The organism is Methylomonas aurea, from assembly GCF_024505045.1.
Taxonomy (GTDB): domain Bacteria; phylum Pseudomonadota; class Gammaproteobacteria; order Methylococcales; family Methylomonadaceae; genus Methylomonas; species Methylomonas aurea.
Genome location: NZ_JANIBM010000002.1, coordinates 202,531 through 222,508, shown reverse-complemented (window position 1 = coordinate 222,508; position 19,978 = coordinate 202,531). Strand labels below are relative to the sequence as shown.

Sequence of the window (19,978 nt, the reverse complement as noted above, 5' to 3'; positions counted from 1 at the left end):
CACCTTTTCGCCAGGTCCTCAGCAACTCGGTAGGGTCAACGGCACAGAGCGGCAACCACTCGTCGATGACACTGACTGATGGCAAGTGGGGCGTTTTTCAACGGTATATTTCAACCAGGCGATCGATTCAATGCCACTGTACTCGGCGGTGCAGAACCAGAGATTGGATGACGGCAGCGCGTTACCCGGTTACGAGCCTGCGTGGCGAGCCAACCAACGGGAAGTTCAGCCCTTAGTGCCCACAGCCTCTAAGCTGGCAGCCCGCCTCGATCACTCTCAGTCGCCGCCGGTTTTTGATTCTCGTGGGCAATGAAACCAGCCTTTCACTTTCTCGGCAGAGCGGGTCTTTGCTCGGTTTTCTGCTCGAAACACCGATGCCTGCGTCGCACCATTCTAAGACTCTGGAGTGAAAGATTCGCCACACGTGATAGCTGAAACTTCGATACCGAAATTTGCCATACCAAGACGTTGCGCTCAGCCTTGGACACACGCTTAACCAGATGGTCCCGGCTTGAACTTGAAACCAAGGGTAAGTGTGGGGATGGCTCAGTATGTATTCGTGCGATGGCAGGCCAAGGCGACAGTCGAGGGGCGCCGCGCTGTTCTGGGAAGCTGAATTTTTTTCGGCGCGGGGTCGCGAAGACATCGCTAAAAGCAAGTCCGGTAAATTCGCCGTAGCCGATAACGCCGTCCGATGGCCGGCGCCACTTCGCTTTAGTTTGTTGCTTATCGCTGTAAAACCCCTAACAGATGACTGGCAGCGGCGCCCCGCAAAAGCCGGACCAAGGCCAATACCTGACTTAGCCGCAGCTTTCCGAACCTGCCATTCTGCAATCAGGGCATCTCGCCGCTTGGCAAGCGGGTAGTCGCACGGACGCCAGACGGTGTCCGTAAATTCCGGTACCGGTCGCAACCGGGCTTGCCAGCCGCATCGGACGCTACCAACAAAGCCTTATCGCAGCGAGCCTTGGCGATCTGAGGAATTAAGGGCATCCCGAATCAGCGAAGGAAAAAGCGCCGATTAACTGTGATGAATCCTTTCCGGCACAATCATCCCATCCTCCATATACAACACATGATCCATCCGCGCCGCCAAGTCAGGATCGTGGGTAACCACCAGAAAACTGACCTGTAACTCCCGATTCAACTCCAGCATCAGTTGGTAAATCTGCTCGGCGGTTTTACTGTCCAGGTTGCCGGTCGGTTCGTCGGCCAGAACGCATTTGGGTTTGTTGATCAAAGCACGAGCCACTGCGGCGCGCTGGCGCTCGCCGCCAGACAGTTCGCCGGGTTTATGCTGCATTCTGTGACCCAAACCGACCCGTTTCAGTAATTCGGCAGCTTGTTGTTGCGCGGATTTAACCGACTGGTTACCGATCAATAGTGGCATCGCCACGTTTTCCAGGATCGTGAATTCGCCGAGCAAATGATGGAACTGGTAAATGAAGCCGAGCGAACGATTACGCAATTGGCTTAATTTTGCGGCCCCAATTTGGTTTAAATCCGCCCCGTCCAACAGCACCGTACCGGAACTGGGCTTATCCAGACCTCCCAAGAGGTGCAACAAGGTACTTTTGCCTGAGCCGGAAGCGCCCATGATGGCGACGCGCTGACCGGCGTGAATTGTTAAATCGACGCCTTTCAAAACTTCGACATTCAAATCGCCTTGTTCGTAACGCTTGGTCAGCCGTTGGCATTGCAGCACGACGGGATTATTCATAGCGCAGCACCTCGGCCGGATTGACTCTTGCCGCTTGCCAAGCAGGATACAGCGTAGCCAACAGAGACAACAGGAAAGCCACGCCGGCAATCCAGTAGACGTCGTTCCAAATCAATTTGGACGGCACTTCGCTGATGTAATAGACGTCGGCAGACATGAACTGTACGCCAAAAGCCTTTTCGATGGCCGGAACGATGGTTTCCACATTCAGCGCCAACAACACCCCACCAACTGTACCCAATAAGGTACCGATGCTACCGATGATACAGCCCAAAACGATGAAAATACCCATCACCGAACCGTTAGTCAGCCCCTGGGTTTTCAGGATCGCGATGTCGCCGCGTTTGTCGGTAACCACCATCACCAGCGTCGAGACGATATTGAACGCCGCCACGGCGACGATCAGCAACAAAATGATGAACATCGCCCGTTTTTCGGTTTGAACTGCGCGGAAGAAATTGCTGTGGGCTTTGGTCCAGTCGCTGACGCGGTAATCATCGCCCAAGGCGTCGGCCAGGCTTTGCGTGATCATCGGCGCATTGAACAAGTCGTCCAGTTTAAGCCGCAAGCCGGATACCGCCTGCTCCAGACGGAACAGCTTAGCGGCATCGTCGAGGTGCATCAGCGCCATGTTGCGATCGTATTCGTACATACCTACCTTAAACACACCCACCACGGTAAAGCGTTTCATGCGGGGCAAGATGCCGGCCGGCGTGGAGTTGATTTGCGGGGTGATGATCGTGACCTTATCGCCGATCATCACCCCCAGATAACTGGCCAATTCAGCACCCAACACGATGCCAAACTCGCCCGGTACCAGATCGTTGAGACTACCGAATACCATTTTTTCCGCGACTTCCGAGACTTTCGCTTCCTGCTCCGGCAGGATACCCTGCAACAGCGTGCCGCTGACCTGGCGATCGGCATTGATCATGACCTGGCCGTGGATGAAGGGCGCCCCGCCCAGCACGTGCGACATCTCTCGAGTGCGTTGTTCCAACGCCCGCCAGTCGTCCAACTGGCCGTAGCGGCCGGTCACGGTACTGTGCGCTGTCATGCCCAAAATCCGCTCTCGAAGTTCGGCCTCGAAACCGTTCATGACCGATAACACGGTGATTAAGGCGGTAACGCCAAGGGCAATCCCCAGCACTGAAGTTAGTGTGATAAAAGATATGAATTGGGTGCGCTTTTTGGCACGGGTATAGCGCAACCCGATATACAGGATGAGAGGTTTGAACATGCTGGAGATTTAGGGACTTTTACAGGCGGCGCAGTAGCCGTATAGATACAAGCTGTGATCGGTCAAGGTGTAACCCAACCGGTTGGCGATTTCCGCTTGGCGCTTTTCGATGATTTCGTCGGTGAATTCGTCCACCCTGCCGCACTTCATGCATACCACGTGGTCGTGATGGCCACCGCTGTTCAGCTCGAAAATCGAGTTACCGCCTTCGAAGTGGTGGCGATTGACCAGACCTGCAGCTTCGAATTGGGTCAGAACACGGTACACGGTCGCCAAGCCGATTTCCTCGCCTTCGGCCAACAGGATTTTGTAGACCTTTTCCGCAGACAGGTGCCTGTCGTCCTGTTGTTTTTCCAGAATCTCCAAGATTTTGACCCTGGGCAAAGTGACTTTTAAGCCAGCGTTACGCAAATCCTGAGTTTCCATCACCATTCCCCTTAAATCCGACCATCGGGCCATTGTATCGTTTTTTGCGCCGAGCCGCAGGCAGAATTGTGGGATAATGCTCGTCCGTTTGTCGCAGGACCTCCAACAATCGTCATGAAAAAATCGTCTTTTCTGCTCGCGGCTGCCACCGGATTGGGCTTATGCGGCTGCAGCACTATCCTGAATAATCTGCCGGGCGTTTACACATTGGACATCGAGCAAGGCAATATCATCGACCAAAGCATGGTGAACCAGCTCAGACCGAACATGACCAAACGCCAAGTGCTGTACATTATGGGTTCGCCAATGCTGACCGATGCCTTTCACGAAAAGCGCTGGGATTATCTTTATTCGGAACAGCCCGGTGGCGACAGCCGGATGCAAAAACGGATCTCGTTATTTTTCGAAGGCGACAACTTGATCGGCGTACAGGGCGATTTCCGGCCCAGTTCGTTGCCGGTGGTCAAGGAATCCACCGAAACCAGCGTCGACGTACCGAAACGCGATTTGGACCGCTCGATGTGGGAAAAAATTACCGGCCTGTTTGGAGACGAGCCCGATCCGCTGGCGCAGCGGACGGGCAAAAATAACAAAGATCCCAGTTCCTCGGCCGAGAAAGGCAAGGAATTGGTCGAAGAAGGCAACGAACAGAAATAAGCGCCGGCCTATACAAGAATCTAGAGCAAAAGCGCCTCGGCGATTGCGACAAAATTGTCGGCAGCATCGATCAAAGTCGGCGCTGTCAGGCTGCGCACACCATATACATCGCAGGCCACGCCGAAGTCCTGTTTCACTTTCCGTAGCAAAATGGCGAAATCGCCGTCGCCGGATACCAACACCACTCTATCTACCTGGCGCACAACATCCAGCACGTCTATGGTAATGCCAACATCCCAATCGCCTTTGGCGCTGCCGTCGCGGCGCTGGATGTAGGGCTTCAACTTTACCGTGAAACCAATCGTTTTCAGAATATTCTGAAAACCTTGCTGCTTGCTGTCGCCGCGATCTATCGCATAGGCGAAAGCCGCCACTACCTGTCTGTTGGCAGTGGCATGGCGCCAAAAAGCGGTGTAGTCGAAATGTTTTTGGTAGCGCTCTCGCGTCGTGTAATAGATATTTTGCACGTCGGCAAAAATCGCCACCCGCTCCATCGGCTTATTTCAAAAACGAACAGCAATAGTCGCTGGCGGTTTTGACTTTCATCGTGAATGCGGCATTGCCCGGTACATTGAACGATTCGCCACCTTTCACCGCTTGCCAAGCGTCGCTTCCAGGCAATTTCACGTCCAACTCGCCGGACAGTATCTCCATCAACTCGGGGTCGGCGGTATTAAAGGTATACTCGCCGGGCTGCATGAAACCCAGGGTTTTTGTCGAACCATCGGCAAAGCGAATGGTACGGCTATTGACCTTGCCGTCGAAGTATACGTTGGCATGTTTGACGATGGTGACGTTATTGAACTCTGACATTTTCCTGCTTTGACTGGTTAAAAAAGGAGCGCAATCATAGCAGATCGGCCAGTTTGCGCAGAATAAAAAGCCGGGGGGCGCCGGGCTTGTCGACCCGGCTCAGCACCAGCTCCGTTTTGAACTGATCCGGATCGAGTCTACGCATCCATTCCGCCAACCGCTCGGTTTCATCATCGCCGCCGGCATGGCCAGGATAGGCCAATACCGTAATGATTCCGGATTTGGCGAGCAACCGGCAGGCAGCAGCCAATGCTTTCAGGGTGGAATCCGTCCGAGTGATTAAAGTTTTGTCGCCGCCGGGTAAATAACCCAGGTTGAACATGACCGCTGCCACCTTGCCCAGAACACGTTCGGGCAATACCTCGAGCAGTTCGGCGTGACTGGACAAAAACAACGTCACCCGCCGTTGCAAGTCGCGAGCCAGCAACTTTTGGTAACTACTGGCCAAAGCCTGCCGCTGTACGTCGAAACCGAAAACATGACCGGTGGGACCGACCGCTTCGGCCAAAAACAGCGTATCGTAGCCATTGCCCAGCGTGGCATCGATCGCGATATCGCCCTGCCGCAAATGAGCTTTGACGGCAACTTTGGCTGCATCAACCAGAGAAATGCGAGGCATAGTATCGTTTTATGTCGCAAGTCGGCGGCAACGGTAAGCATTGCTGCAAAAAATCGGCGAAACGTTCCGCGTACCAGGGGATCAACAAACCGCCCTTGGCGCCGAAGCCGTTGAAGATGTGCAGACAGGAATGCTGCGGATGCCGACCTATCAGCGGCTCCTTGTCCAGCGTCGCCGGCCGTATCCCTACTTGGTGGCGGATCACCCGAATTCCGGCAATCTCCGGCACAACTGCCTGCAAATCTGCCAATAAGGCCACTTCGGAGGCAGGCTCCGGCTCCGGATTCAAATTTAGCGGATCGAAGGTTGCTCCGGTTTTGAAGGTATCGTTGGTCAGCGGCAACAACCAATGTCCGTAATTCAAGATCTGGCTGGGCAATGGCGTTTGACTGCTACAACTCAGAATCACCCCTTTCGCGGGCTGAAACGGCAAGCGGCCGAACCAGGGATTGGCGCGCGCCAAATGGCCTTCGCAGAATACGATATGCCTGGGCTGGAGGTCGCGCCAGCGCAAATCCGGCGCCAGTTGAATATCGGCGTAGTCGAACTCAGCCTGCCGGTAACTGCCGCGTGCGATCAACCAAGTCCGCATGGCATCCAGCAAGGATTCGGTTTTAACATACCCGGTCTGCAACTGACGCAGTATACCGAACGGAGCCAATATCCCTGGGCCGCCGGCACTGGTCGCCTGCAAGTATCCAGCATATTCGGTTTGCCGCAGCCGGCGTTCGGCTTGATGCATCTGCGTCGGGCCGGACAAAATTTTCCACATCGGCAGTTCGACAAAAAAATCGTTGCCGAAGAAACGGGCCAATTGACAGTAGCGAGCCTTGGCTAACGGCAACAATTCGGCGATGTTGAGTTGCAACACCAGTCGCCGACCGCTGACCGGATTGACCAAGCCCGCCGCAACCCGCGACGCATTGCATTGCCCGTTGTCGACCACAGACACAGCCAAGCCTCTGCTAGCCAACTCCCAAGCCAGCAGACTGCCGGCAAGGCCTTGGCCGATGATTAGAACATCGACTACCATCGACTATTTGGCTTGCAACGCTTCCCCGTCGAACTGAATGCCGGCCCAGCCGTCGCGGATGAAATTGCGGATGTTTTGATGGTCGCTGCCGTCCGGATTGCCAAGCACGTCTTTCCGGTAATAGTCGCCAAACAAAGCTAAAGTTTGTTCCGCAGACAGGTTGTGTATCCTGGCAAATGCGAATATTCGGCAGGAGCCTTCATTCTGCCCGGCCTCGTTTATCAGACAGGGTTCCAAGCCATTTCTGAACCGGGTTGGCCGATAATCGTAATGCTCGGCAATCACGGATATCGCCTCTTTAAAATCAATGGTTTGGTTATTTTTCAACTTTTCGAGGAAATAATTCAACAATATTGGTTTATTCATAAAATTCCCATATTATTCGCCCTGTTACAGCCAAAACCGCACAAAACGACTCAATTAGAGGTTATAATTCGAATCGAGGCCTTGTTGCTCGGCACCATCCTTAAGCAACAGTCAGGATTGTCTTATTATTGTTATATTCCGTGCCTACCATCTGGCCAGTCTGAACAACCGATCGACCCGTACGGATTTCAACCTCAATAACATCATAAAGGGATACATTTTGAAACAGATAATTACGCTTTTATCTTTCTGCCTGTTTTTCCCGGTCGCTACGCTAGCCGAGCCCGATCCAATATCCCAGCCCCCGCAAGCGGAACCTAACCAATCGCCCACCTTCCCGGCACCGGGCGTCACCATCGAACAAACCAATTACGCCTCGTACCAGTTGTCGCCGGGCGACGCATTGGAAATCACGGTTTGGAAGGAAGAAGGCCTGCAACAGTTGCAGATTTTGATCTCGCCGGACGGCACCATCATCTTCCCACTGATCGGCACAGTTGGCGCGGCCGGTAAAACCATCACCGAACTAAAAGACAATCTGACTACCCGGCTGTCCGACTACATCGCCGATCCATCGGTCAGCGTTAAGTTACTCAACAACCAAGGCAACTCCGTATTCGTGATCGGCAAGGTCAACAAACCCGGCCAAGTATTTTCCGGCCGGCGGCTCGACGTATTGCAAGCCCTGAGTTTGGCCGGCGGCTTGACGGTCTTCGCCAATGAAGGATCGATCAATATCATCCGCCGCACCGGTGACCAGGTTAAAGTCTTTCCGTTCGATTACGACGATGTGATTAATGGAGAGGACTTAGAGCAGAATATTCTTCTGGAGCCAGGGGATACGGTAACCGTACCCTAAATGGAACTAGATAGGCGTTACTATCTATGAAGATTAAAACGGATTTTTGGTTAACGGCATTGGCCTTTGCCAGCCAGGACATTTTCGCGCTGGATTTTTTACTAGAGCCGGATTTCGCACTCAAAGAACGTTACGACGATAATGTTAGAATGCAGATCCGTTCCACAGGTAGCAACTTGGTCAGCACTATCTCGCCGGGTTTAATGTTTGGGTATCTGGCCGACGACAACGAATTTAAAACAAATTTCAAGTGGAATGAAATATTTTATTCCAAAGATGCCGATCTGGATTTTTCAGAAAAAATTCTAAACTCCAATCATGTGTTCCGAACTGATTTTTTTAAAACCGAAATATCAGGAAAGTATGCGGAAGAATCGTCAATCAATAATCAACTTGATTTAGCTAATGATCCAACATTAATTACTGAGTCCGGTGGAATACAAAGATTGATTCCACGTTACACCAAATCAATCTCTCCGTCGGTAACATTTATTTTAAGCGAAAGAAACTCATTGCAATTTGGCTACAATTATACCGATGTTTCCTTCGACCGGAACACGAGTCAAACCGCTCCACTAAACTATTCGGATTACAACTTTCAGCAAATTTCTGCCACTGCCACTCATACATACACAGAGAAACTTTCATTTAATCTGTCTGGTGCTTATTCGGTATACGATTCAGCAAACGAGAGGGCCGAAACAGTCTCATTTACTCGGGGCTTTCAACAAAACTCGAAAACTCTGAATTACCAGGCCGGCTTACAATACCTATTCGACGAACAGACTCAGGTATCGGTTTCAGCGGGTATTCGCGACACTGAGACACAGGCTAGGCAATATTTAAAACATAACAATTTAGGCCTGTACTTATCCGATTTCACAAATTCCTCGAATAATTTTGGTCACATATTTTCAGCAAGCCTAAATCGAAAACAACAATGGGGTAACTTTAGCATTAACGCAGGACAACAACTCAATCCTGCCAGTACCGGTAACCAACAAACATCAACGACATTCTCTGCACGCGCACTCTATAACCTCGACGAGAGATGGAGTGCAGGATTTAGCGCTAGCTACTTACTTTCCGAATCGATATCGACCTTTAACAATAACAATACGTCAAATAACAGAACATACATTACCCTATCGCCAAATATCCGATGGTTCTGGAGTCCGGAAGCCAATTTCGACCTATCTTACTCGTACCGAGAGCAAGATTATCAATCTAATCAAATTGCAATCGGGAACAGCGTGCAATTACAGTTTTCATATCAACCGCAAATCAATCGTCAGGTGAAATAGCGTGGAAAATCAAGCAATTGATATTAAAGATTATCTCAAAATCATCAAACGGCGGAAAAGATTTTTATTATTCCCATTTTTGACAATTTCGCTGGTGAGTATTTTGTTAGCTGTACTGTTGCCAGCCAAATATAGATCAACTGCCACTATCTTGATCGAAGCGCAAGAAATCCCAGCAGACTTGGTTCATTCCACGGTCACTACATTTGCCGACCAACGCATCCAGATGATCAGTCAGAGGATCATGACCCGTCCAAATCTAACCGAAATAATTAAAAAATATAACTTATATGCCGACGATAGACAGAAAAAATCGGAAGAAGTAATATTGGAAAAAATGCGACAGCTTATTAAAGTTGAAACCATTAGTGCCGATGTGGCCGACCAGAAAAATAAAGCTAATCAAGCCACAATCGCATTTACTCTGACATTCGACGATAAATCACCCAGTTTAGCCCAAAAAGTCGCCAACGAGTTAACATCGCTTTTTCTGAAAGAAAATATTAAATCGCGCACTGAGTCGGCCGAAAACGCCGCGCTATTTTTAAGCGAAGAATCCAAACGTTTGAAAGCCAAAATACAGGAAATTCAGGACAAACTCGCCACTTTCAAAGAAAAAAACCTCAACCAATTACCTCAAATCAGCGCTCTTAATCAACAGGAGTTGACCTCATTAAGTAACCAGCTATTATCGCTAGACAGTCAGGAACGCTCGCTACAGGATAGGCGCTTCTACTTAGAAGGTGAATTGGCGCAAATCGATCCGAACGCTATGGCAACCAACGCCGTAGGCAATCGGGTATTCGACATGAAAGACCGTTTAAAGGAACTGCAGTCGCAATACCCCTCTTTAATTGCCAGTTTCTCCGCAAGCCATCCCGATGTTATAAAAGTAAAACGCGAGATCGAATCACTACAAAAAGAGATTGGTTCGAATGCGGACATCAATAATTTGAATGCCGAACTTACCCAGAAAAAAGCCGAATTAGCTCTTTTGTTAAAACAATATTCCGAAAAACATCCAGACGTCGTCAAACTACAAAAACAAATTACCGCTCTGCAAAAAAGCCTGGTTGATGCAAAAACCAACGAATATACCAATTCGTCGATAAAACCCGACAATCCGGCCTACATAACACTGAAATCGCAACTCGATTCTGTCAATACTGAAATAGAATCATTAAACTACACCCGCGGCCGCATCCAAAGCAAAATGGAAGAATTGCGCAATAACCTGCGCCAGTCGCCATTGGTAGAGAAAGAGTATTCCGACCTGATACAGGACCTGGACAATACCAATCTGCGCTACCGAGAAGTAAGTGCGCGCGAAATGGAAGCCCAAATTTCCCAACAACTGGAAATCGAGAGAAAAGGCGAACGCTTTACTCTGATCGACCCTCCGCAAGAACCTCTGGAACCCGTCAGCCCTAATCGAGTGGCTATCTTGCTGCTGGGAGTAGTACTGGCGACCGCTAGCGGATTCGGTTCGGTGGCGTTGGCGGAGATGCTGGACCCGACTATTAACAGCACCAGAGCGGTTGGATTGGTCCTGGGATTCGAACCGTTAGCCGCCATCCCTTATTTGGAGAGCCAAATTGAATTTCAAAAACGTGCTAATGAACGAAAAGCATTGTTCGGTGGACTTGTGGCCGCCCTACTCCTGGGTATGGCTTTGTTCCACTTCATCGTCATGCCGCTGGACGTATTCTGGTACAAACTATTGCGCGTGATAGGCAACTAAAAGGGCCAAGGAACTAGCTATGAACTCAATCCAAAATACTGTGGAAAACGCTGCCGGAAACGTCAGATACGACGACAAAGTTAACGTCGCCTATACCCAAACCCGTGTCCATAAACCCGATCAAAGTTTGCTTAAGCAAAACCGGATCCTTTGTGCCGATTCGCCAAGCAAATGGCTGGAATCTTACCGGATGTTGCGTACCCGCTGCCTGCAGCAAATGGATGCTATGGAATGGAAAACCGTTGCCATCACCAGCACCAGCGGCGGCTCCGGCAACAGTTTGACCGCCGTCAACTTGGCGATCAGCGTAGCAATGGAACTTGACAGGACCGCTTTATTGGTCGACGCCAATCTGCGCAATCCGAGCATAGACCGGTTATTCGGCATCAAAACCGATGCCGGCCTCAGCGACTATTTGTTGAACGACAAGGAAATCAGCTCGATGCTGGTCAACCCCGGCGTGGAGCGACTGGTGCTACTCCCCGCCGGCAAGCCGCTGTTCAATGCCACCGAGATGTTGCGCTCGCCGAAAATGGTCCGGCTGGTCAACGAATTGAAAAGCCGTTATCCGTCGCGGATTATCATTTTCGATATGCCGCCGATCCTGTCGCACGACGACACGCTGGGATTCTCGCCTTACGTAGACTGCGTACTGTTAGTAGTGGAAGAAGGCCACACCAAAACCGACGAATTGAAAAACGCCGCGTCGTTATTGAAAGACACCAACGTTTTGGGGGCGGTATTCAACAAAGCCACCGACAATAAAATCGGCTTTGACGAAGCGATCTGAAGGCCGTTTGACCTTGCCGTAAAGTTTCCCTGCCCGTAATAAACATAAAAGCCGGACTGCCTGCAACAGGGGCAGTCCGGCTTTTTATTGGCTCATCAAGCGACTTGTTTGGCCTTATCTTGATAACTGTCGATTTGGTCGAAGTTCAGGTAGCGGTAGGTATCGGCACTGGATTGTTCGATTGTCGCCGCATACTGCATATATTCATCTACGGTCGGAATTCTACCCAACAAAGAGCAGACTGCTGCCAGCTCCGCCGACGACAGGAACACATTGGTGTTATTGCCCAGCCGATTGGGGAAGTTACGCGTCGAAGTCGATACCACCGTCGCCCCATCCGCCACCCGCGCCTGGTTGCCCATGCACAGCGAGCAGCCCGGCATTTCGGTGCGAGCACCGGCCTTGCCGAAAGTGCCGTAGTAGCCCTCTTCCACCAATTGGTTTTGGTCCATTTTGGTGGGCGGCGCCACCCATAAGCGGGTCGGCAGCGCAGCGGCTTTTTCCAGCAATTTACCGGCAGCGCGGAAGTGGCCGATGTTGGTCATGCAAGAACCGATAAACACCTCATCGATCTTGGTGCCGGCCACCGCGGACAACGGCTTGATGTCGTCCGGGTCGTTCGGGCAAGCCAGCAACGGCTCGGTGATTTGGTTCATGTCGATTTCAATGATTTCGGCATATTCGGCATCCTGGTCCGCCTCCATCAACACCGGATTATCCAGCCAATCCTGCATCGCCTTGATCCGGCGCTGAATGGTCCTGGTATCGCCGTAACCTTCGGCGATCATCCATTTCAGCAGGGTGATGTTGGAGTTCAGATATTCGCGGATTGGTGCTTCATTGAGCTTGATGGTGCAACCACCCGCCGACCGTTCCGCCGAAGCGTCGGACAATTCAAAGGCCTGCTCAACTTTCAGATCCGGCAAACCTTCGATTTCCAGAATCCGCCCGGAAAACACGTTCTTCTTGCCCTGCTTGGCCACGGTCAGCAAGCCGCGCTGAATCGCCGCGTACGGAATCGCGTTGACCAAATCGCGCAAAGTAATGCCGGGCTGCATGGTGCCTTTAAAGCGCACCAGCACCGATTCCGGCATGTCCAGCGGCATCACACCGGTGGCGGCGGCAAACGCCACTAAGCCGGAACCGGCCGGAAAGGAAATACCGATCGGGAAACGGGTGTGCGAGTCGCCACCGGTACCGACGGTATCCGGCAACAGCATGCGGTTCAGCCAGGAGTGAATCACGCCATCGCCGGGACGCAACGACACGCCACCGCGGGTCATGATGAAATCCGGCAGAGTGTGCTGCATTTGCACATCGACCGGCTTTGGATACGCGGCGGTGTGGCAGAACGACTGCATCACCAAATCGGCCGAGAAACCCAGGCAAGCCAGGTCTTTCAATTCGTCGCGGGTCATCGGTCCGGTGGTGTCTTGTGAGCCGACCGTGGTCATTTTCGGTTCGCAGTAGCTGCCCGGCCTCACACCGGCCACGCCGCACGCTTTGCCGACAATTTTTTGCGCCAGCGTATAGCCTTTGCCGGTATCGGCAGCGGCGCCCAAGCGGCGGAATACCATTGAAGCCGGCAAGCCCAAAGCCTGTCTGGCTTTGTCGGTCAAACCACGGCCGATAATCAACGGAATCCGGCCGCCGGCGCGGACTTCGTCGAGAATCACATCGGTTTTCAGTTTAAACTCGCACACCACGTCATTGGTGCCGTGACGCTTGACGACGCCCTGATAAGGATAAATATCGATCACGTCGCCCATCGCCATGCCGGTCACATCGCATTCGATCGGCAACGCGCCGGAATCTTCCATGGTATTGAAGAAAATCGGCGCAATCTTGCCGCCGATGCAGACCCCGCCGGCACGCTTGTTAGGAATGAACGGGATGTCCTCGCCCATAAACCACAACACCGAGTTGGTCGCCGATTTGCGCGAAGAGCCGGTACCGACCACGTCGCCAACGTAAGCCACCGGAAATCCTTTGGCTTTCAGTTCGGTAATTTGCTGCTCGGCATTGGTGATGCCGTCGCGCGGCATTTTCAGCATAGCCTTGGCGTGCAACGGGATATCCGGTCGCGACCAGGCGTCCGGCGCCGGCGACAAATCGTCGGTGTTGGTTTCGCCGGTGACTTTGAACACGGTAACGGTCAATTTCTGCGGAACCTCCGGCCGGCTGGTAAACCATTCGGCGTCGGCCCAGGACTGCAGTACCTGCTTGGCGTAGACGTTGCCGCTCTCGGCTTTTTCCTGGACGTCGTGGAAGGCGTCGAAAATCAGCAAAATTTGCGACAAGGATTTGGCGGCAATCGGCGCCAGCGCGGCGTGTTCAAGCAAGTCGATCAGCGGTGCGACGTTGTATCCGCCGAGCATGGTGCCGAGCAATTCGGTGGCTTTTTCCGCGGTAATCAGCGGGGACGACGCTTCGCCTTTGGCGATCGCAGTCAAAAAGCCGGCCTTGACATAAGCCGCTTCATCGACGCCGGCCGGAATTCGGTTTTCCAGCAAATCGACCAAAAACGCTTCTTCCCCGGCAGGCGGGTTTTTCAACAGTTCGACCAGCGCCGCGACTTGCTCGGCGTCCAGCGGTTTGGGAACGATGCCCTCGGCAGCGCGTTCGGCAACGTGATTTCGGTATTGTTCTAGCATGATGGCTTCCGGTGAAAAATATTAGGTTTGGGGCGTCCCTGCTTCGACGGCGGTCTGCGCGACCGCTTGCTCGGCGATGTACGTCCGCATGTCTTCGTTGTCGACGCGGGCATAAATGTCGGCGACACCGAGAGTCAATCCGACCGATTCGAACGTCACGTCGTCGCCGAGGAAATAATGATCGGAAACCCAACCCTCGCTACGGCGACAGACTTCGACATCAACGATGTCTTGTTCGATCAGCACGTATTCCTGCAACGTAGGAACGGTTTGATATAGGCGGCGCTTGAGGGTTTCGTCACGGCGGCGGGTGGATTTTGACAACACTTCAACAACGAGTGCCGGGGTTTCGACATAATATTCGTGCGTCGAAGTGTCCTCGCAAACCACCATCGTATCGGGATAGAACAGGTATTGGCCAATTTTGATTTTCAAATCTGAGGAGAACGCTTCGCAGGGCTTGCCTCGCAAATGTACGTGCAAAGCCGCCGCAATATTGCCTTTGATGCGCTCGTGATTTCTGCTGGCACCTGACATCGCTACGACGTCTCCGCCGTCATACTCATGCTTGGTATCGCTCAGCAATTCCGCCGCCAGATAATCCTCGATGGATACCCATGGCTTTTCAAAACTTGGTTGCGCACTCATACCCGCCTCCGCCGCTGATCAATCACTCCATCGCATCGACGATGGCCTGCCCCATTTCTTTAGTGCCGTATTGGCTGGCCGGATTCAAATCCGGCGTCACATAAACGCCTGCGTTGACCACCTTCTGGATAGCATTCAGCATCCGAGTTGCCGCTTCATGTTCGCCCAAGTGGTTCAGCATCATCACGCCGGCCATCATCACCGCTGTTGGATTGGCGATGTTTTTACCGGCGATGTCCGGTGCGCTGCCGTGTACTGCTTCGAACAATGCCGCATCGGCGCCGATGTTCGCGCCAGGTATCAAACCCAAACCGCCCACCAGACCGGCGGTCAGATCGGACAAAATGTCGCCAAACATGTTGGTGGTAACGACCACATCGAATTGCTCCGGTTTCATCACCATGTGCATGCAGGCGGCATCGACGATTTTCTCGTCAAATTCGATATCCGGATATTTGGCGGCGACTTCGCGAGCGGTTTTCAGGAACAGGCCCTGAGTGTATTTCAGGATATTGGCCTTATGGCAAACCGTGACTTTTTTACGGCCGTTGTCGATCGCGTATTTGAAGGCATAATCGACGATGCGCTCGGAACCGGCCTTGGTCACAACCGCCAAGCTTTCGGCAATATCCTTGGCCGGGGTTAAATAGTGTTCCAGACCGACGTACAAACCTTCCGTGTTCTCGCGGACGATGACAATGTCGACATCGTCGTAACGGGTTTTCACGCCGTTCCAGCTTTTCGCCGGACGCACGTTGGCATAAAGATCGTATTGCTTGCGCAGTTCCACGTTGATACTTCTGAAGCCCTCGCCGACCATCGTGGTCAACGGACCCTTGAACGCCACTCGGGTCTGGGCGATCGATTCCATCGTCGCATCGGGCAATGGCGTACCGGTTCGCTCGTAAGCCGACATGCCGGCGTCGGCTTCGTGCCAGTGGATTTTCGCACCGGAGGCGTTAATCACCGCGACTGCGGCTTCCATAATCGAAGGACCGATACCATCACCTTTGATCAACGTGACGTTGTGCATTCATATCTCCTGCTTTTGTTTAAAAATGGTGCTCATGATACACCGTTTCGGTGCGCCGGCCCATGTGGGCGGCGCGCCTGCCAAGGGCCGGCTGCGCTGGGTTGCAGATCGAAACCCTATACTTAGCCGTCCTCAAATTTTCTCCAAGCAAATCTTGTACCGACAACCATTTTGGCCTGCACACTGTTCCGGCCAAGCTTTTAGCCGAAATTACCGGTATTATCCGGTTTAACTCCACGCAAGGTCTTGCCGATGATTACAGTCGATGATCTGATTTTCGAATATCCCGGCGTGCGCGCGTTGGACCGGGCGAGTTTTACCATCCCGCAAGGCCGTATCGCGGCTTTGGTCGGCCCGAACGGCGCCGGCAAGACCACCTTAATGCGCTGTATGGCGGCGCTGGAACAGCCCGTCAGCGGCCGCGTTGAAATCGGCGGGATCGACGTACTGGAACAACCGCGCGCCTGCCACCGCATCATCGGCTACTTGTCCGATTTTTTCGGGCTTTACCAACGCCTCACTGTGCGCCAATGCCTGCACTACGTGGCCCGCGCCCAGGGCATCGCCGCAGCCGATTGCGCCGCAGCAATCGCCGATGTGTCGCACGGCCTGCAAATCAAAGATCGGCTGGACCAATACCCCAGCGCATTGTCGCGCGGTCTGCGGCAGCGGGTTGCCATCGCCCAGGCCATCATCCACAAACCGGCGGTGGTGCTGTTGGACGAACCGGCCTCTGGCCTGGATCCGGAAGCCCGCCATCAACTGGCCGAGCTGTTCCTGCAGTTGCAGCGCCAAGGCATGACCTTGATGGTGTCGTCGCATATCCTGGCCGAACTGGAGGCATACAGCACCGACATGTTGGTACTACGCCAGGGCCGAATCGTCGAGCATGCCGTGATCAACGCGCCGGCGCTACGCAAACCGTTCCGCCTGGTATTAGCTGGCGCATACCCGCAATTGGCCGAGACCCTGCAAAAACTGCAGGGAGTGGAGCTGGTACGCACCGATCAGGACCGCATGGCGATCGTCAATCTGGAAAACGACGGCGACCGCCAACATCAGGTGCTGAAAGCATTGCTCGATACCGGCATGCCGGTGTGCGAATTCGGCCCTGCAACGGTCAATCTGCAAGACGCCTATCTGCAAACCCTGCATAAACAGCCATGACCACCAATCCCGAATTCGAACGCCAATTGCTGCTGGAATGCCCGCCGGCCCGCCTCAGCTCGGCCACTGCGGTGCTCGGCACCGTTTTCGCGTTTTGCTATTTTCTGGACGACTACCGCTTCGGCTCGATCAGCAGCGCCGCCGCGCTGGGCCTGTTCTGGCTGATTACGCTGCTGTGGGGCGCCCGCCAAAGCCTGGACAGCATCGTCGACGAATACCGCGACCGCACGTGGGACACGCAACGCTTATCGGCGTTGGACCCTTGGCAAATGGCCTGGGGCAAATTGCTGGGAAGCACCAGCATGGTCTGGTACTGCGCCGGTTTTTGCCTGTTGGTGTACACCCTCGCCGCCGGCCAGAGCACCGACCTGCTCCGCTTTTACTTTTATGCCATCGCCGGCGGCTTGCTGGTGCAAAGTGCGGCGTTGTTATTGGGATTATTGGCGGTTGGGCGCGGCCAAACCAAGACCGGCTCGATTCTGCTGCCGGCACTGATCGGCTTTGCCGTGGTCGCACCGCAACTCGGCGACTTATCGGAAATCGCCGGCCTGGGTTCCGCCGGATTTCGCTGGCAACCGTGGTACGGTTGGCAATTTGCCCAACAGGATTTCCACCGATTCAGCCTGTTATGCGCCGTGTTCTGGTGCATGGTCGCCAATTACCGTCTGCTGGCGCAAGCGTTAGGACTACGCAAGCCGCCAACGGCCTGGCTCGGCTTCATCGTATTTTTGGTGGTTTATCTGGGCGGACTGATACCGTCCGGCAATTTTGCCTTGGCGATGGCCGGATTCGGCGTTTGCGGCGGCTTGACATACCTAAGTGTCGTCGCCGAACCCCAGCAACCGATGCAAATCAAGCGCTTGCTGGATTATTACCGGCAACACAACTGGCGCCGGGTAATAGAAGAGTTCCCGCTAAGCTGGCTGAGCTTCGCACTGGCCGTGCCGTTTGCGCTATACCTCAGCGCCAATCGAGCCCATATCGCCTGGTTCGAGTTGTCCTTGCACAGCTACCCGTTGGCGGCACTACTGCTGATCTTGCGCGACTGCGCGATTTACGTGTACTTCTGCTACGGCAAAAACCCGCAACGGGCGTTGAATTTGAGTCTGTTGGCCGCCGTACTGTTGTACGGCGTGCTACCCGGCCTGTTCGGCGCCCTGGGCTTGAGCGGCCTGTCGGCATTATTTTTTCCGCTCTGGGCCGATTCCGCCTCAGGCGCCGTACTCTACGCCGTCCTGCAATGCGCCGCCGTTTTGCGATTACTATACCGGCGTTGGCAAAACGCGATTTGCTAAAAAGGCTCGCTATATCAGGTAGTTACTAACGCGCCCAGCCTCTTAAAGAGTCCTGAAAAACACGCCTATCCAACACATCAGAGCTACGCCGCTGCCGACACGAAACGGAAAATTTGCCGCGAACGTTACCCCATGTTGGTTGTTGCCGCTGAAATGGCCGCTGGTCCCAGGAGCCAACGCTTTAATTTGACCGTTTTTTTGAGTTCTTCCGCTCCGCTTCTGTTTCCTAGCGGATTTTCAAAGCTGCTAAGTTTGCCGCTAAATCGGTCGTTCGATTTTTCGGCGCCAGCCCTGTTTCCTTAAGGCCAGCCCGGTTCAATCGATTTTTAGCCGCACCTGGCGGGCGCAGCGGCTGCCGTAATAGGCGATGTACAGGTAGCATAGCAAAGGCACGAAAAACGCGTGCTGGATGCCAATACGGTCGGCAAACAGGCCCTGCAACAACGGAATCAACGCGCCGCCGACGATGGCCGAGCACAGGATACCGGAGCCTTGGCCGGTGTGAGGCCCGAGGCCGGTTAAGGCCAGGGAAAAGATGGTCGGAAACATGATCGAATTGCACAAGCCGACCGCGAGAATGGCGACCGCCGCGACGCGACCGCCGGCAAACATCGCCAGACCGACCAATCCCGCCGCGCACAAAGCGTTAAAGATTAATGCCTTGCCAGGGTGAACCTTGCGCATCGCCACCGCGCCGATAAAACGCCCCACCATCGCCCCGCCCCAATAGAACGACACCAGTTTGCCGGCGTCCTGTTCGGCTATGCCGGCGATATGAGGCTGCCCCAGAAAGTTAACCAGAAAGCTGCCGATGGCGACTTCGCCGCCGACGTACACGAAAATCGCCAGCGCACCCAACACCAGCAACGGAAACTGCCAGGCGCTGGCTGCGGCCTGCGGCTCAGGCATAGCGCCTGGTGAAGCGGCAGCCGCCGTTGCCGTTACGGTTGGTAATTTCAGAAACGCAAACACGGCCGCCAAGCCGAACAACACGGCCGCCAGCCACAAATACGGCTGTTGCACCGCCGCTGCTTCGGCCGCCTGGTAAACCGACAATTGTTCGGCGTTCAATAATGCCAGCTCGTCGGAGGTTTTCACCGCCGTCGCTAGAATCAGCAGGGAGCCGAAATAGGGCCCGATGGTCGTGCCCAAGGAATTGAAGGCCTGGGTCAAAGTCAGCCGGCTCGCGGCCGTGTCCGGATTGCCCAATACCGTAACATACGGATTGGCGGCAACCTGCAGCAAGGTGATGCCGGACGCCAATACAAAAAACGCGGTCAAAAACAAAGGGTAGGAATGCAAGCCGGCTGCCGGATAAAACATCAGACAACCGCCGCCTGCCACCGCCAGGCCGACGATGATCCCGGGCTTGTAACCGACTCTGTCCACCAGAAAACCGCAAGGCACCGACATCACGAAATAGGCCGCAAAGAAGCAAAACTGCACCAGCATGGCCTGGGTGTAATTCAGCGTGAAGACGGCTTTCAAATGCGGAATCAGGATATCGTTCAGGCTGGTCAAGAACCCCCAGATGAAGAACAACGAGGTCAGTACCGCCAAAGCGCCGGTGTACTTGTTATGCTGATCGGCCATGGTTCGCTCCGCAGCAGTTG

General features: G+C 53.6%; 19 protein-coding genes. 7 read left to right on the top strand and 12 right to left on the bottom strand.

Features of this window, described 5'->3' with window-relative positions; all coding sequences use genetic code 11:
- Positions 1–1,021: 1,021 nt before the first annotated feature.
- From lolD to fur, 3 genes are read right to left on the bottom strand one after another with little or no spacing between them, the layout of a single operon-like run.
- Entirely contained in the window at positions 1,022–1,720 is a 699-nt protein-coding gene (gene lolD / locus NP603_RS02795; protein WP_256609404.1) for a lipoprotein-releasing ABC transporter ATP-binding protein LolD, read from the bottom strand.
- Positions 1,713–2,960 (bottom strand): lipoprotein-releasing ABC transporter permease subunit, encoded by a 1,248-nt coding sequence (locus NP603_RS02790; protein ID WP_256609403.1) that lies wholly within the window; start codon positions 2,958–2,960, stop codon positions 1,713–1,715. The genes lolD and NP603_RS02790 overlap by 8 nt, the downstream gene beginning before the upstream one ends.
- 9 nt (positions 2,961–2,969) lie before the next feature.
- On the bottom strand, positions 2,970–3,386 hold the full coding sequence (gene fur / locus NP603_RS02785; RefSeq protein WP_443192641.1) for a ferric iron uptake transcriptional regulator: 417 nt from the start codon (positions 3,384–3,386) through the stop codon (positions 2,970–2,972).
- A gap of 114 nt (positions 3,387–3,500) precedes the next feature.
- Here fur and NP603_RS02780 point away from each other — a divergent pair, with 114 nt between their 5' ends.
- Positions 3,501–4,043 carry an outer membrane protein assembly factor BamE gene (locus NP603_RS02780; RefSeq protein ID WP_256609401.1) on the top strand — a complete coding sequence of 181 codons (543 nt, stop codon included), beginning with the start codon at positions 3,501–3,503 and terminating at the stop codon, positions 4,041–4,043.
- 20 nt (positions 4,044–4,063) lie between these two features.
- Here the strand turns inward: NP603_RS02780 and NP603_RS02775 are convergent, their stop codons facing one another.
- Genes NP603_RS02775 through NP603_RS02755 form a run of 5 tightly spaced genes read right to left on the bottom strand, consistent with a single transcriptional unit; the run spans position 4,064 to position 6,874 of the window.
- Complete coding sequence (locus tag NP603_RS02775) at positions 4,064–4,537, bottom strand: LabA-like NYN domain-containing protein (RefSeq protein WP_256609400.1); 474 nt, start codon at positions 4,535–4,537, stop codon at positions 4,064–4,066.
- Between the two features lie 4 nt (positions 4,538–4,541).
- A complete protein-coding gene (gene ppnP / locus NP603_RS02770; RefSeq protein ID WP_256609399.1) occupies positions 4,542–4,856 on the bottom strand; it encodes a pyrimidine/purine nucleoside phosphorylase in 315 nt (104 codons plus the stop codon).
- A gap of 34 nt (positions 4,857–4,890) precedes the next feature.
- On the bottom strand, positions 4,891–5,475 hold the full coding sequence (mnmM, locus tag NP603_RS02765) for a tRNA 5-(aminomethyl)-2-thiouridylate-methyltransferase MnmM (protein WP_256609398.1): 585 nt from the start codon (positions 5,473–5,475) through the stop codon (positions 4,891–4,893).
- Complete coding sequence (locus NP603_RS02760; RefSeq protein WP_256609397.1) at positions 5,453–6,508, bottom strand: NAD(P)/FAD-dependent oxidoreductase; 1,056 nt, start codon at positions 6,506–6,508, stop codon at positions 5,453–5,455. The genes mnmM and NP603_RS02760 overlap by 23 nt, the downstream gene beginning before the upstream one ends.
- Before the next feature lie 3 nt (positions 6,509–6,511).
- Positions 6,512–6,874 carry a HopJ type III effector protein gene (locus tag NP603_RS02755; protein WP_256609396.1) on the bottom strand — a complete coding sequence of 121 codons (363 nt, stop codon included), beginning with the start codon at positions 6,872–6,874 and terminating at the stop codon, positions 6,512–6,514.
- Positions 6,875–7,094: 220 nt separating this feature from the next.
- On the opposite strand from NP603_RS02755, the gene NP603_RS02750 reads away from it, so the two are divergent.
- From NP603_RS02750 to NP603_RS02735, 4 genes are read left to right on the top strand one after another with little or no spacing between them, the layout of a single operon-like run.
- Positions 7,095–7,733 carry a polysaccharide biosynthesis/export family protein gene (locus tag NP603_RS02750; protein ID WP_256609395.1) on the top strand — a complete coding sequence of 213 codons (639 nt, stop codon included), beginning with the start codon at positions 7,095–7,097 and terminating at the stop codon, positions 7,731–7,733.
- 26 nt (positions 7,734–7,759) lie between these two features.
- Positions 7,760–9,037 carry a porin family protein gene (locus tag NP603_RS02745; RefSeq protein ID WP_256609394.1) on the top strand — a complete coding sequence of 426 codons (1,278 nt, stop codon included), beginning with the start codon at positions 7,760–7,762 and terminating at the stop codon, positions 9,035–9,037.
- A 1-nt stretch (position 9,038) separates the two neighbouring features.
- On the top strand, positions 9,039–10,778 hold the full coding sequence (locus NP603_RS02740) for a lipopolysaccharide biosynthesis protein (protein ID WP_256609393.1): 1,740 nt from the start codon (positions 9,039–9,041) through the stop codon (positions 10,776–10,778).
- A gap of 19 nt (positions 10,779–10,797) precedes the next feature.
- Positions 10,798–11,568 carry a CpsD/CapB family tyrosine-protein kinase gene (locus NP603_RS02735; protein WP_256609392.1) on the top strand — a complete coding sequence of 257 codons (771 nt, stop codon included), beginning with the start codon at positions 10,798–10,800 and terminating at the stop codon, positions 11,566–11,568.
- A 95-nt stretch (positions 11,569–11,663) separates the two neighbouring features.
- Here NP603_RS02735 and acnB read toward each other — a convergent pair whose 3' ends face one another.
- The 3 genes from acnB to NP603_RS02720 are packed head-to-tail and all read right to left on the bottom strand — an operon-like array spanning position 11,664 to position 15,903.
- Complete coding sequence (gene acnB, locus NP603_RS02730) at positions 11,664–14,222, bottom strand: bifunctional aconitate hydratase 2/2-methylisocitrate dehydratase (protein ID WP_256609391.1); 2,559 nt, start codon at positions 14,220–14,222, stop codon at positions 11,664–11,666.
- Positions 14,223–14,243: 21 nt separating this feature from the next.
- Positions 14,244–14,870 carry a Uma2 family endonuclease gene (locus NP603_RS02725; RefSeq protein WP_256609390.1) on the bottom strand — a complete coding sequence of 209 codons (627 nt, stop codon included), beginning with the start codon at positions 14,868–14,870 and terminating at the stop codon, positions 14,244–14,246.
- 22 nt (positions 14,871–14,892) lie between these two features.
- A complete protein-coding gene (locus tag NP603_RS02720; RefSeq protein ID WP_256609389.1) occupies positions 14,893–15,903 on the bottom strand; it encodes an isocitrate/isopropylmalate dehydrogenase family protein in 1,011 nt (336 codons plus the stop codon).
- Between the two features lie 252 nt (positions 15,904–16,155).
- Between NP603_RS02720 and NP603_RS02715 the strand changes: the two genes are divergently transcribed.
- Together NP603_RS02715 and NP603_RS02710 are read left to right on the top strand one after the other, a co-directional pair.
- A complete protein-coding gene (locus tag NP603_RS02715) occupies positions 16,156–17,070 on the top strand; it encodes an ABC transporter ATP-binding protein (protein WP_256609388.1) in 915 nt (304 codons plus the stop codon).
- Positions 17,067–18,365 (top strand): hypothetical protein, encoded by a 1,299-nt coding sequence (locus NP603_RS02710; RefSeq protein ID WP_256609387.1) that lies wholly within the window; start codon positions 17,067–17,069, stop codon positions 18,363–18,365. The genes NP603_RS02715 and NP603_RS02710 overlap by 4 nt, the downstream gene beginning before the upstream one ends.
- A gap of 315 nt (positions 18,366–18,680) precedes the next feature.
- Here the strand turns inward: NP603_RS02710 and NP603_RS02705 are convergent, their stop codons facing one another.
- Positions 18,681–19,958 carry a sugar MFS transporter gene (locus NP603_RS02705; protein ID WP_256609386.1) on the bottom strand — a complete coding sequence of 426 codons (1,278 nt, stop codon included), beginning with the start codon at positions 19,956–19,958 and terminating at the stop codon, positions 18,681–18,683.
- Positions 19,959–19,978 lie beyond the last annotated feature (20 nt).

Excerpts from the sequence above, each read along its gene's own strand:
- lolD (WP_256609404.1), bottom strand. The coding sequence starts at position 1,720 with ATGAATAATCCCGTCGTGCTGCAATGCCAACGGCTGACCAAGCGTTAC.
- NP603_RS02790 (WP_256609403.1), bottom strand. The coding sequence starts at position 2,960 with ATGTTCAAACCTCTCATCCTGTATATCGGGTTGCGCTATACCCGTGCC.
- fur (WP_443192641.1), bottom strand. The coding sequence starts at position 3,386 with ATGGAAACTCAGGATTTGCGTAACGCTGGCTTAAAAGTCACTTTGCCC.
- NP603_RS02780 (WP_256609401.1), top strand. The coding sequence starts at position 3,501 with ATGAAAAAATCGTCTTTTCTGCTCGCGGCTGCCACCGGATTGGGCTTA.
- NP603_RS02775 (WP_256609400.1), bottom strand. The coding sequence starts at position 4,537 with ATGGAGCGGGTGGCGATTTTTGCCGACGTGCAAAATATCTATTACACG.
- ppnP (WP_256609399.1), bottom strand. The coding sequence starts at position 4,856 with ATGTCAGAGTTCAATAACGTCACCATCGTCAAACATGCCAACGTATAC.
- mnmM (WP_256609398.1), bottom strand. The coding sequence starts at position 5,475 with ATGCCTCGCATTTCTCTGGTTGATGCAGCCAAAGTTGCCGTCAAAGCT.
- NP603_RS02760 (WP_256609397.1), bottom strand. The coding sequence starts at position 6,508 with ATGGTAGTCGATGTTCTAATCATCGGCCAAGGCCTTGCCGGCAGTCTG.
- NP603_RS02755 (WP_256609396.1), bottom strand. The coding sequence starts at position 6,874 with ATGAATAAACCAATATTGTTGAATTATTTCCTCGAAAAGTTGAAAAAT.
- NP603_RS02745 (WP_256609394.1), top strand. The coding sequence starts at position 7,760 with ATGAAGATTAAAACGGATTTTTGGTTAACGGCATTGGCCTTTGCCAGC.
- NP603_RS02735 (WP_256609392.1), top strand. The coding sequence starts at position 10,798 with ATGAACTCAATCCAAAATACTGTGGAAAACGCTGCCGGAAACGTCAGA.
- acnB (WP_256609391.1), bottom strand. The coding sequence starts at position 14,222 with ATGCTAGAACAATACCGAAATCACGTTGCCGAACGCGCTGCCGAGGGC.
- NP603_RS02725 (WP_256609390.1), bottom strand. The coding sequence starts at position 14,870 with ATGAGTGCGCAACCAAGTTTTGAAAAGCCATGGGTATCCATCGAGGAT.
- NP603_RS02720 (WP_256609389.1), bottom strand. The coding sequence starts at position 15,903 with ATGCACAACGTCACGTTGATCAAAGGTGATGGTATCGGTCCTTCGATT.
- NP603_RS02715 (WP_256609388.1), top strand. The coding sequence starts at position 16,156 with ATGATTACAGTCGATGATCTGATTTTCGAATATCCCGGCGTGCGCGCG.
- NP603_RS02710 (WP_256609387.1), top strand. The coding sequence starts at position 17,067 with ATGACCACCAATCCCGAATTCGAACGCCAATTGCTGCTGGAATGCCCG.
- NP603_RS02705 (WP_256609386.1), bottom strand. The coding sequence starts at position 19,958 with ATGGCCGATCAGCATAACAAGTACACCGGCGCTTTGGCGGTACTGACC.